Annotated in this window: 9 protein-coding genes; 5 read left to right on the top strand and 4 right to left on the bottom strand. The window is 63.3% G+C overall.

All coding sequences use genetic code 11. From position 1 onward, the window contains the following. Positions 1 to 208: hypothetical protein (locus RA24_RS22635; RefSeq protein ID WP_206540660.1), on the bottom strand; the 208-nt coding region annotated here is incomplete at its 3' end. A 58-nt stretch (positions 209 to 266) separates the two neighbouring features. Between RA24_RS22635 and RA24_RS05610 the strand changes: the two genes are divergently transcribed. Further along, on the top strand, positions 267 to 1,547 hold the full coding sequence (locus RA24_RS05610) for a DUF3422 family protein (protein WP_039190368.1): 1,281 nt from the start codon (positions 267 to 269) through the stop codon (positions 1,545 to 1,547). A 75-nt stretch (positions 1,548 to 1,622) separates the two neighbouring features. Here the strand turns inward: RA24_RS05610 and RA24_RS05605 are convergent, their stop codons facing one another. From RA24_RS05605 to RA24_RS05595, 3 genes are all read right to left on the bottom strand, one after another. Next, positions 1,623 to 2,594: an ABC transporter permease gene (locus RA24_RS05605; protein ID WP_019296024.1), complete on the bottom strand. Its 972-nt coding sequence runs from the start codon at positions 2,592 to 2,594 to the stop codon at positions 1,623 to 1,625. Beyond that, positions 2,587 to 3,594: an ABC transporter permease gene (locus RA24_RS05600; protein ID WP_019296023.1), complete on the bottom strand. Its 1,008-nt coding sequence runs from the start codon at positions 3,592 to 3,594 to the stop codon at positions 2,587 to 2,589. Before RA24_RS05600 ends, RA24_RS05605 begins: the two co-directional genes overlap by 8 nt. 146 nt (positions 3,595 to 3,740) lie before the next feature. Continuing rightward, positions 3,741 to 5,444: a peptide ABC transporter substrate-binding protein gene (locus RA24_RS05595; protein WP_039135918.1), complete on the bottom strand. Its 1,704-nt coding sequence runs from the start codon at positions 5,442 to 5,444 to the stop codon at positions 3,741 to 3,743. A gap of 338 nt (positions 5,445 to 5,782) precedes the next feature. Between RA24_RS05595 and RA24_RS05590 the strand changes: the two genes are divergently transcribed. From RA24_RS05590 to RA24_RS05575, 4 genes are all read left to right on the top strand, one after another. Continuing rightward, a complete protein-coding gene (locus tag RA24_RS05590) occupies positions 5,783 to 7,603 on the top strand; it encodes an ABC transporter ATP-binding protein (RefSeq protein WP_039170552.1) in 1,821 nt (606 codons plus the stop codon). A 2-nt stretch (positions 7,604 to 7,605) separates the two neighbouring features. Then, entirely contained in the window at positions 7,606 to 8,787 is a 1,182-nt protein-coding gene (gene argE / locus RA24_RS05585) for an acetylornithine deacetylase (protein ID WP_039190366.1), read from the top strand. Positions 8,788 to 8,983: 196 nt separating this feature from the next. Continuing rightward, the gene (locus RA24_RS05580) at positions 8,984 to 10,150 is read left to right on the top strand and encodes a M20 aminoacylase family protein (protein ID WP_039190365.1); all 1,167 of its coding nucleotides are present in this window, start codon (positions 8,984 to 8,986) and stop codon (positions 10,148 to 10,150) included. A gap of 34 nt (positions 10,151 to 10,184) precedes the next feature. Further along, on the top strand, positions 10,185 to 11,348 hold the full coding sequence (locus tag RA24_RS05575) for a M20 aminoacylase family protein (RefSeq protein WP_019296018.1): 1,164 nt from the start codon (positions 10,185 to 10,187) through the stop codon (positions 11,346 to 11,348). Positions 11,349 to 11,419 lie beyond the last annotated feature (71 nt).

The following is an 11,419-nucleotide window of genomic DNA, read 5'->3' as shown; positions in this document are numbered from 1 at the left end:
GCAAAGCAGAGCTTGGATACGCTGCTGGGCCTGGTTCAGTAAACAGGACATCAAACCAACAGAAAAGGCGCTCCATCCGGGGCGCCTTTTCCTTTGCCGCTTCTTCCTGGTCCCAAGTACCCCGGGGGAGGCCGCAGGCCGGGGGCAGCGCCCCCAGATGGTGCTTATGTATACCGTTGCATTCTGCTAACGCATTGAAATAAAACATTTCTGTACATGTTTTCCCGGTTGCAGTATGGTCCGCGGCATTGCCCCGGAGACCAAGAATGCCGCCGATCCAGGATCACCCGCTGCGCTACCAGCTGACCAATGAGCTGCACGCCCGCCCGTTCCCGACCATGACCAGCCCTTGCACGGTGGTCTACCTGGCTGTGAAACAGCCGCAAGAGGCCGTGCACCGCGACCGGATGCAGGACATGCAGCACCTGATCCAGCTGCTGGACCGCCACGGCGCGCCGCATCCCAAACCGGGGGCGACCCACCATACCGCCCAGATCGGGCGGCACATGCTGAAGTGGGAGCAGCACACTGAGTTTGTCAGCTACACCGTTTACAGCGATGGGGTCAGTGCGCGTGCCTTCGACCCGGCGGATTTTGATGTGTTCCCGGTCGACTGGCTGGCAGAGGCGCCGGGCCAGCGGATCACCTCGGCGCTGATCCGGGTGGTGCCGCGCGCCGCGCCGGCGGTGCTGAAAACCACCATGCACGACTGGTTCGTGCCGGAAAGCCTGACCGCTTCGCAGGTGCTGGACGACAGCGCGGTGGTGGCCGGTGATTTCCGCATCGACCCGGCGGGCCATGTGCGCTTTGCCATCTTCCCAAACACCGATACCGGCGCCCAGCGGGTGGGCCGGATCGTTCAGCGGCTCTGCGAGATCGAGACCTACCGGGCGATGTCGATGCTGGGCTTTTCCCGCGCCCGCGGCCTGTCGCCGGTGATCGGAAAGCTGGACAGCCGTCTCAGCGAGATGATGGCGGAGATGACAAGCGGCACCAAGCCTGCTGAGGAAATCCTGACCCAGCTGCTGGCAGTTTCGGCTGAGCTGGAGGCGATGGCGGTGCAATCCGCCTTCCGCTTCGGGGCGACCGGCGCTTATGACGCGCTGGTCAGCCAGCGCATCAGCCTGCTGCGGGAAGAACGCCACGAGGGGTTCCAGACCTTCGCCGAATTCATGCTGCGACGGTTTGATCCTGCGATGCGGACGGTGAATTCCACCGAGAAACGGCTGGACACACTGGCCAGCCGGGCACGCCGGGCAGGGGAGCTGCTCAGGACCCGGGTGGATGTGGAACGCTCCGCCCAGAACCAGGCGCTGCTTGCCAGCATGGACCGCCGCGCCGATATCGCGCTCCGCCTGCAGCACACTGTCGAAGGCCTGTCGGTGGTGGCGGTCAGCTACTACGCGATATCGCTGGTTTCCGACTTCCTGTTCCCGCTGGCCGAACGCTACGGGATGACCAAGAAGGTGCTGATCGCCGCTGTCACTCTGCCGGTCATTGGCCTGGTGTGGCTGGGCATCCAGCGGATCCGGAAGAAGCTGCACTGAGCACTGCCGCAAGAGTGCCAAAGCGAAGGGCCGCCCAGTGGGGCGGCCCTCTTTCGTTTCTGCGGCGCGCTCTGATCAGCGGCCCCGGATCCGCGGGTCCAGCGCGTCGCGCAGACCATCGCCCAGGTAGTTCACGCTCAGCACCGTCAGCGAGATCGCCATGCCGGGCCAGAACACCCGCTCAGGATACTGCTGCAGGTAGTCGGTGGCATCAAACAGCAGCCGTCCCCAGGTCGGGAAGTCCGGCGGGAAGCCGAGGCCGAGGAAAGACAAGGACGACTCGGTGATGATCGCGGTGGCAATGCCCAGGGTGGCCGAGACCATGATCGGCGACAGCACGTTGGGCAGGATGTGCCGTGTGATCAGCCCGCTGTTGGTGGTGCCGATGGAGCGTGCCGCCATCACGAACTCGCGCTCTTTCAGCGCCAGCACATCGCCGCGCACAATCCGTGCGGTGGGCATCCAGCTGGTCACCCCGATGGAGATCACGATCAGGATGAAAATCCCCTGTTCCGGCCCGAAGGCGGCGTTCAGCGGCTCACGGAACAGCAGCATCATAACCAAGAGCAGCGGCAGCAGCGGCAACGCCAGGAACAGGTCGGTCAGGCGCATCAGCGGTCCGTCCAGTTTCTTGAAGAAACCGGCCATCACCCCGATGAAGGAGCCTAGGAACAGCGCCAGCAGCATCGCCGTCAGCCCGACTGAGACCGAGGTTGCGCCGCCTGCCATCATCCGGGCCAGCATGTCGCGGCCCAGCTGGTCGGTGCCGAAGGGATGCGCCCAGCTCGGGCCCTGATTGCGGGCGCGGATGTCGATTTGGGTGGCCTCAAGGTCCCACACCAGCGGACCGGCATAGACCGCCAGGATGATCAGCAGGAACAGCGCCCCGCCCATCAGCGCGCCGCGGTGGGACTTGAACTGGTCCCAGACGTCCAGCCACTGGCTGCGCGGCGGCTGGTGCAGCTCTTCCATCTGCCCGGCGGCCGGAACCGCGGTCGAGGCCGGAGCCATGCCTTCATCCGGCACAAAGCGTTCCTTGTCAGTCATAGCGGATCCTCGGGTCAAGAATGCCGTACAGCACGTCGGCGATCAGGTTGAACAGCACGATCAGCACCGCAAAGATGAAAGTGAGCGTCTGCACCATCGGCAGATCGTTGGCCTGGATGGCGCCGATCAGCAGCTGGCCGATGCCGTTCACCTTGAACACCTGCTCGGTGATGATGGCGCCGCCAAAGATCGACGGGATCCCCAGCGCAATCACCGTGACCACCGGGATCATCGAATTGCGCAGGACGTGAACCATCACCACCACATATTCGCTGAGGCCCTTGGCGCGGGCGGTGCGGACATAATCCTGATTGAGGTTGTCCAGCATCGAGGCGCGCATGAAGCGGCTTAGCTGCGCGGTGATCTGCAGCGCCAGCACCATCACAGGCATGATCATCTGCTTCAGCTGGTAGACAAAGCTGTCCCAGCTGTCGACCACATGGGTGGTGTCATAGATCGACGGGAACCAGCCCAGCTGCACCGAGAAAATCACGATGACCAGCACCCCCGAGAAGAACGGCGGCACCGAGAAGCCGACCATCGACACGAAGGTGCCCATCTGGTCGAACCAGCTGTACTGGCGGTAGGCGGAGTAGATGCCGATCGGCAGCGCGATCAGGATCGCAACCACATAGGCAGTGCCAACCACCCACAGGGTCTGCGGGATACGCTGGACCACGATGTCCATCACCGGCGAGCGGGTCTGCCAGGAGATCACCCGCAGCTGCCCTTCGGCGAGGCTGGTGCCGAAGATATTGTCGATCAGCACCTGCGGCTCGATCCAGAAGAACTGCACCAGCCATTTCCAGAACCGGATATGCATCGGCTCGCCCAGGCCCAGGGCCAGGCGCATCTTTTCTTTGACTTCTGCGGGGACGGTCAGGGGAACCTGCGCCATCGGGTCGCCGGGGGCGAGCTCCAGCAGCAGGAAGATCACGAGGCTGATGAACAGCAGTGTCGGAACTGCCAGGATCAGCCGCCGGATTGTAAAGGTCAGCATCTGCTAAGCGCCTTTGCAACTTGTATTGAATTCGGAACAGGCGGGGAGAAGGCCCCGCGTCCAGCCTCGCGCAGCGCTGCACGGCAGCTCTGGCAGATGGCAAGAGGCCCCGGCATCTGCCGGGGCCCCGGGAAGCAAGCCCGAGCTTACTTGATGCGGTACCAGTCAGCTGCGTTCCACAGCTCGCTGTCCCAGACGTTCAGGTCGACACCGCCCAGGGTGTTGGAATGCGCCGACAGGCGGCCGCGGTGAACCAGCGGGATCATGCCGCCGTTTTCAACCATGATGTCGTTCAGGCGGCGGCCGATCTCGGCACGCGCTTCCAGACCGGCGGTCTTGCTCAGCTCGGCGTGCAACTGGTCGAACTCCTCGTTGCAGAAGCGCGAGATGTTCTCACCCTGCCACTGGGATTCCGGCTTCGGCGCCTTGTCGCACAGACCGTTGCCCAGGTAGGACTGCGGGTCGGTGCCGTCGAAGTTGTTGGCGTACATTTCAACGTCAGCATAGAAACGCTGGAAGGTGTCGGGCGAGCCCGGGTCGCCGCCAAAGAAGACGGAGGCGTTCACGTTGCGCAGCTCGGTCTCGATGCCGATCTGGCTCCACCACTCTTTGATCAGCGCCTGGAAATCCTGGCGGACAGCGTTGGTCGAGGTCTGGTAAAGGATCTTCATCGGCTTGCCGTCCGGGGTCTCCCGCACGCCGTCGCCATTGGTGTCCTTATAGCCAGCCTCTTCCAGCATTGCCTTGGCACCTTCGATGTCCTGCGTGTCGCACTGGAAGGTGTCAGAGGCAAATGCCGCAGGCGCAGGCACCCAGTTGCAGCTGACCTTGCCGGCCTTGCCGTAACCGATTTCCACCAGCAGCGGACGGTCGATGGCCATCGACATCGCCTTGTAGACCGCCGGATCCTTCAGGAACGGGTGCGGATGCTTGGCGGTGGCGCGCTCGCCTTCCGGCAGCTCCGGCGACGGGTCGGTCTGATTCAGCATGATGCGTTCAACCAGCGAACCGAAGCCCGCAACCGGCTTGCCTTTACCGCCTGCTTCCATCTGCGCAATCACTTCCGGCGCCAGCTGCAGGTTCCAGGCATAGTCGAACTCGCCGGTCTCCATCACTGCGCGGCCAGCCGCGGTTGCATCCCCGCCGCCCTTGAACAGCACCTTGGCAAACGCCGGCTTGGCCGGGTCTCGGTAGTTCTGGTTGGCGGACATGGTGATCACGTCGTTCGGCTTGAACTCATCCACCACAAACGGGCCGGTGCCGATCGGGCCAAAGTTGGCCTCGGTGCATTCCGGCGCCTTGGCGCCCATGCAGTTCTCGAACTGGGCCTTCTGCAGGATCGGGCTCTCGCCGCCGACAAACGGGCCGTAGGGGAAGGGGGTCGGTTTGTCGAAGGTGACCTTGACGGTCAGATCGTCCACCACTTCGACATTGGTGACACCCTGGAACTTGGTCAGCTGGGCACAGCCGCCTTCGGGATGCATGCAGTAGTCGGCGGTGAACTTCACGTCATGGGCGGTGAAGTCGGTGCCGTCGGACCATTTGATGCCCGGTGCAACTTTCCAGGTGATCGAGGTCAGGTCTTCGCTGACGCCGCCGTTTTCCACGGTCGGGATTTCCGACGCCAGATAGGGGATCATGTTGCCCTGCGGGTCATAGCGCGCCAGCGGCTCGATCACCAGCGAGGCCGATTGCACATCCTTGGTGCCGCTCGACAGGAACGGGTTCAGGATCGACGGCGCCTGCCAGTAAATGATGTTGACCTGGCCGTCGGACCCGCGCTCAGCAAAGGCTGCAGGCGCAAGCGAGGCCGCGGCAACGGCACCCATCAATAGGGATTTCAATTTCATCACACTCTCCTTGTCGGACACGTTTCGTGTCTTTTCGTTGCCCGGGCCCGATCAGGCCCGGAGGGTTGCCGCATTGCTGCGGAAGTGTAGCTCTGGGCCTGCAAGCAAAGGGAAAACCTTGAGACTGTAACCTCTTAACACCTTGCCGGACGCACCGGCACGTGACAGCCTGCAGGCAACCACAGGGGTATCGAAACGCTTTTGCCGGGAAATTGCAAATTCCAATTTCGAAGGGGCAATGCATTATTTGCATGAGCATTTTTGTGCAAAGTAGAGTTAACTCCGGAACCTGAGGCCGTCTTTTCAGGCGGGCCAGGCAAGAAAAACAGGGAGCCGTCATGCTGGACAACGCCATTGCATCCATCAGAAATCTGCGGGTGGAGTTTCAGACCAAGGACGGCCCCGTGGTCGGGGTGGAGGATGTCTCCTTTGACGTGAGCCCCGGCGAAACCGTTTGTATCGTTGGCGAATCCGGCTCCGGCAAGTCGGTGTCCTCGCTGTCGCTGATGCGGCTGGTGGAGTTTGGCGGCGGCGAGATCGCCGGCGGCGAGCTGCTGTTCAACCGCCGCGAGGGCGGCGATACCAACCTTGCCACCTCCGAACAGGAGATGATGAAGCAGATTCGCGGCAACGAGATCGGCATGATCTTCCAGGAGCCGATGACCGCGCTCAACCCGGTGTTCACCGTCGGCCGCCAGCTGACCGAGGGCCTGCGCATCCACAAGAAGATGTCGCAGTCCCAGGCAGAGGAGCGGGCGCTGGAGCTCTTGCGCCAGGTCCGCATCCCGGAACCGGAACGCCGCCTGAAGCAGTATCCGCACGAATTGTCGGGCGGCATGCGCCAGCGGGTGGTGATCGCCATGGCGATGGCCTGCGAGCCGCGGCTATTGATTGCAGATGAACCGACCACCGCGCTGGATGTGACCATCCAGGCGGAGATTCTGGCGCTGATGGACCGGCTGAAGCGTGAGACCGGCACCGCGGTGATGTTCATCACCCATGACATGGCGGTGGTGGCCCAAATGGCCGACCGCGTCGTCGTCATGTTCCGCGGCAACAAGGTTGAGGAAGGCACCGTCGAGGAGATTTTCGAAAACCCCAAGCACGACTACACCAAGGCACTGCTGGCGGCGGTGCCGAAGCTGGGCGAGATGCGCGGCAAGCATTACCCCGAACCGATGAAGCTGATGGGCGTCGAGAACCAGAAGATCGAGCCGATCAAGGGCACCGACGAGGTGCTGCTGGATGTAAAGAACCTGACCACGCGCTTCCCGGTCAAGGGCGGCCTGCTGCGCCGCACCATCTCCAACGTGCACGCGGTGGAGGATGTGTCTTTCAAGGTGTTCAAGGGCCAGACCCTGTCGCTGGTCGGCGAATCCGGCTGTGGCAAATCCTCTGCCGGCCGCTCGATCCTGCGCCTAGTGGAGCCGCAATCCGGCCAAGTGAACTTCGAAGGCCGCGATGTGCTGCAGTTCAGCCCGTCCCAGATGCACAAGGCGCGCCAGGACATGCAAATGATCTTCCAGGATCCCTTTGCCTCCCTCAATCCGCAGATGCAGCTGATCGACCAGGTGGCGGAACCGATCCGGAACTATGGCCTCGCCTCCGGCTCCGAGTTGCACGACCGGGTTGCCAGCCTGTTTGACCGCGTCCATCTGCCGCGCAGCTTCATGCGCCGCTACCCGCATGAGATGTCCGGCGGCCAGCGCCAGCGGATCGCCATCGCCCGCGCGCTCGCCCTGAACCCCAAGCTGATCGTCGCGGACGAGGCTGTCTCCGCACTCGACGTCTCGGTGCAGGCGCAGGTCCTCAATCTGATGATGGAGCTGCAGGCGGAACTGGGGCTGTCGTTCCTGTTCATCAGCCACGACATGGCGGTGGTCGAACGGGTCTCCCATCAGGTCGGCGTCATGTACCTGGGCCGCATCGTCGAAATCGGCCCGCGCGAGCGCGTCTTTGAAAACCCGCTGCACGCCTATACCCAGGCGCTGATGAAGGCGGTCCCGATCGCCGATCCGCGCCAGCGCAAGTCTGAGAAGGAACTGAACTTCAAACCGATCCCGTCGCCGATCCACGAGGTCGGCTATCAGCCGGAACCGTCGGAATACCTGGAGCTGGAACCCGGCCATTTCGTGCTGACCACTGACAGCGGCTACTGAGCATGGCGGAAAAACTGACCCCGCTGGAGATCATGGCGCAGCTGGTCTCCTTCCCGACGGTGAGCCGCGACACCAACCTGCCGCTGGTCGATTGGGTGCAGGACTATCTGTCGTCCCACGGCATCGAAAGCCACCGCTGGACAGACCCGGATCAGCCCCACAAGGCCGCCGTCTTTGCCCACGTTGGCCCGTGGGAAGAGGGTGCCGTGGTGCTGTCGGGCCATACTGATGTGGTGCCGGTCGACGGCCAGCCTTGGGAGACTGATCCCTTCACCGTGGTGGAGAAGGACGGCAAATACTTCGGCCGCGGCACCTGCGACATGAAGGGCTTTGACGCTCTCGCCATCTGGGCGCTGGTGGAGGCCCATACCGGGGGTGTCACCCGGCCGCTGCAACTGGCGCTGAGCTTTGACGAGGAGATCGGCTGCACCGGCGCCCCGCCGATGATCGAAGCGATGCAGAAAGTGCTGCCCAAGGGCTCGGCGGTGATCGTGGGTGAGCCTTCGATGATGCAAGCCGTCACCGGCCACAAGGGCGGCACCGGCTACGACACCCATCTGGTGGGCTTTGAGGTGCACTCTTCACTCATGCACACCGGTGTCAGCGCCATTATGCAGGGTGCGAAACTGATCGACTGGGCCAACCAGCAGAACGCCGCGAACATGGCCAGGGAGCCGGGTGAGATGCAGGCGATGTTCACTCCGCCCTGGACCACCTGCCACGTCGGCATGATCGAGGGCGGCACCGCCCACAACATCACCGCCAAGGACTGCCGCTTTCTGATGGATTTCCGGGTGGTGCCGGGCGAGCATGCCAGCGATTGGGAGGCGGCCTATCTGGCCAAGGTGCGCGAGGTCGAGGCGGAAATGCAGGCCATCCATCCGGAGGCCCGCATTGATGTGTCCAAGCACTTCGACGTGCCCGGACTGGTGCCGGAACAGAACGGCGAGGCTGAGGCGCTGGTGCGCCGAGTGACCGGCGACAACGGCTCTCATGTGGTCAGCTACGGCACCGAGGCGGGCCAGTTCCAGCAGGCCGGTTACTCGGCGGTGATCTGCGGTCCCGGCGACATCGCCCAGGCGCATCAGCCCAACGAGTATATCACGGTGGCCCAGTTCGAGGCGGGCCATGACTTCATGCGCAAGCTGGTGGAGAAACTGCGCGGCTACTTCCCGCTGCCTTGAAACCGCGCGTTTCGTGCTCAGATTGGTGCTGAAGGTGTATCAGGTGGTGCACAGACGGTGCACAGGGGGTGCACGCATGGCACCCCCGCTCTGGCGCGTTCCGCCACGTCCCGGCGGGGCCGGATACTTGCGAAGCTAAGTTTTTTCGCGGACAGTTTGCCGCAACGGAACCTGAAACAGTAAAGGGGAGGGGAAAATGCCGGCCAAGAACCGCTTTGCCGAGATGCACCAGGAGATCACAGCCTGGCGCCATCACCTGCACGAGAACCCCGAACTGATGTACGAGGTGCATGAAACCGCTGCCTTTGTGGTGGAGCGGCTCAAGGAGTTCGGCATCACCGATATCACCACCGGCGTCGGCCAGACCGGCGTGGTCGCGGTGATCGAAGGCAAGACCAACACCTCAGGCCGCGCCATCGGCCTGCGCGCCGACATGGACGCGCTGCCAATCCCCGAGGCCTCGGGTGTGGACTATGCCTCCAAGACGCCCGGCGTGATGCACGCCTGCGGCCACGACGGCCACACCTCGATCCTGCTGGGCGCGGCTAAGTACCTTGCAGAGACACGGAATTTCGACGGTAAGGCTGTGCTGATCTTCCAGCCGGCCGAAGAAGGCGGCGCCGGCGGCAAGGCGATGTGTGACGACGGCCTGATGGACCGCTGGGGTATTCAGGAGGTCTATGGCCTGCACAACATGCCCGGCCTTCCGGTGGGCGAATTTGCCATCCGCCCCGGCCCGTTGATGGCGTCCTCGGACGAATTCATCATCACCGTCACCGGCAAGGGCGGCCACGCCGCCGCCCCGCACGAGGCGATTGATACCACGCTGGTGGCTTCGCAGATCGTGGTCTCGCTGCACTCGATCGTGTCGCGCAACGTGGACCCGATCAAACGCGTGGTGCTGACCGTCGGCACCTTTGAAACCGACAGCACAGCGTCGAACGTGATTGCTCACACCGCCAAGCTGCAGGGCACTGTGCGTACGCTGGATCCCGAGTACCGCACCCAGGCCGAGGAATGGGTGCGCCGGGTTGCCGAAAGCACTGCTGCCGCGTTTGGTGCCACGGCTGGTGTCGAATGGGTTCCTGGCTATCCCGTTACAATCAATGATGAAAACGGCACTGCACATGCAGTGGAGGCGGCGCAGGCGGTCTCTGCAAAGGTCGATGCCGAGACCCCGCCGATCATGCCGTCCGAGGATTTCTCCTACATGCTGGAGCAGCGCCCCGGCGCATATATCTTCCTCGGCAACGGCGACACCCAGATGTGCCACCACCCGGCTTATGTCTTTGACGACGAAGCGATCCCGCTGGGATGCAGCTGGTTTGCCGAGCTGGTGGAACGAAGAATGCCCGCGGCCTGAGGCTGCGGGGAACAGATAACCAAAGGAGTGAGAAATGCCGGTCAAGAACCGCTTTGCCGAACTGCAGGATGAAATCACCGCTTGGCGCCGTGACATCCACGAAAACCCGGAAATCCTGTTCGAAACCCACCGCACCAGCGCGCTGGTGGCGGAGAAGCTGCAGGAGTTCGGCTGCGACGAGGTGGTGACCGGCATCGGCCGCACCGGCGTGGTGGGCGTCATCAAGGGCAAGGCGGACACCTCCGGCAAGGTCATTGGCCTGCGCGCCGACATGGACGCGCTGCCGATCCATGAGCAGACCGGTCTGGACTATGCCTCCAAGACCCCCGGCGCGATGCATGCCTGCGGCCATGACGGCCACACCGCGATGCTGCTGGGCGCCGCCAAGTACCTGTCGGAAACCCGCAATTTCGACGGCACCGTGGTGGTGATCTTCCAGCCCGCTGAGGAAGGCGGCGGCGGCGCCAAGGTGATGTGCGACGACGGGCTGATGGACCGCTGGGGCGTGCAGGAAGTCTATGGCCTGCACAACTGGCCGGGCCAGCCGCTGGGATCCTTTGCCATCCGTCCGGGATCCTTCTTTGCCGCGACCGACCAGTTCGACATCACCTTTGAGGGCCGCGGCGGCCACGCTGCCAAGCCGCATGAGACCATCGACACCACCGTTCTGGCCGCCCAGGCCGTGCTCGCGCTGCAGACCATCGCCTCGCGCAACGCAGACCCGGTGCATCAGATCGTGGTATCCGTGACCTCCTTCGAGACCTCCTCCAAGGCGTTCAACGTGATCCCGCAGAAGGTGCAGATCAAGGGCACCGTGCGCACCATGTCGCGGGAGATGCGCGATCTGGCAGAAAAGCGCATCAACGAGGTTTGCACCGGCATTGCCGCGACCTTTGGCGGTACCGCGGACATCACCTATCACCGCGGCTATCCGGTGATGGTGAACCACGAGGAGCAGACCGAGTTTGCCGCCAAAGTGGCCGCCAGCGTGTCCGGCTCCTGCGGGGATGCGCCGCTGGTGATGGGCGGCGAAGACTTTGCCTTCATGCTGGAAGAGCGCCCCGGCGCCTATATCCTGATGGGCAACGGCGACACCGCGATGGTGCATCACCCGGAGTACAACTTCAACGACGATGCCATTCCAGCGGGCTGCAGCTGGTGGGCGGAGATCGTTGAACAGCGGATGCCGGCTGCCTGAATGATATTGGAGAGGGGGCTGTCTGCCCCCTCTTGAACCTGCGGCTCAATTCACCCCCGAGAATATTTTTG

Source organism: Leisingera sp. ANG-M6 (assembly GCF_000813905.1).
Taxonomy (GTDB): domain Bacteria; phylum Pseudomonadota; class Alphaproteobacteria; order Rhodobacterales; family Rhodobacteraceae; genus Leisingera.
Note: the sequence above shows the minus strand (reverse complement) of the source record. Positions and strands in the feature narration are given on the sequence as shown.

Excerpts from the sequence above, each read along its gene's own strand:
- RA24_RS05595 (WP_039135918.1), bottom strand. The coding sequence starts at position 5,444 with ATGAAATTGAAATCCCTATTGATGGGTGCCGTTGCCGCGGCCTCGCTT.
- argE (WP_039190366.1), top strand. The coding sequence starts at position 7,606 with ATGGCGGAAAAACTGACCCCGCTGGAGATCATGGCGCAGCTGGTCTCC.
- RA24_RS05580 (WP_039190365.1), top strand. The coding sequence starts at position 8,984 with ATGCCGGCCAAGAACCGCTTTGCCGAGATGCACCAGGAGATCACAGCC.
- RA24_RS05610 (WP_039190368.1), top strand. The coding sequence starts at position 267 with ATGCCGCCGATCCAGGATCACCCGCTGCGCTACCAGCTGACCAATGAG.
- RA24_RS05590 (WP_039170552.1), top strand. The coding sequence starts at position 5,783 with ATGCTGGACAACGCCATTGCATCCATCAGAAATCTGCGGGTGGAGTTT.
- RA24_RS05605 (WP_019296024.1), bottom strand. The coding sequence starts at position 2,594 with ATGACTGACAAGGAACGCTTTGTGCCGGATGAAGGCATGGCTCCGGCC.
- RA24_RS05600 (WP_019296023.1), bottom strand. The coding sequence starts at position 3,594 with ATGCTGACCTTTACAATCCGGCGGCTGATCCTGGCAGTTCCGACACTG.
- RA24_RS05575 (WP_019296018.1), top strand. The coding sequence starts at position 10,185 with ATGCCGGTCAAGAACCGCTTTGCCGAACTGCAGGATGAAATCACCGCT.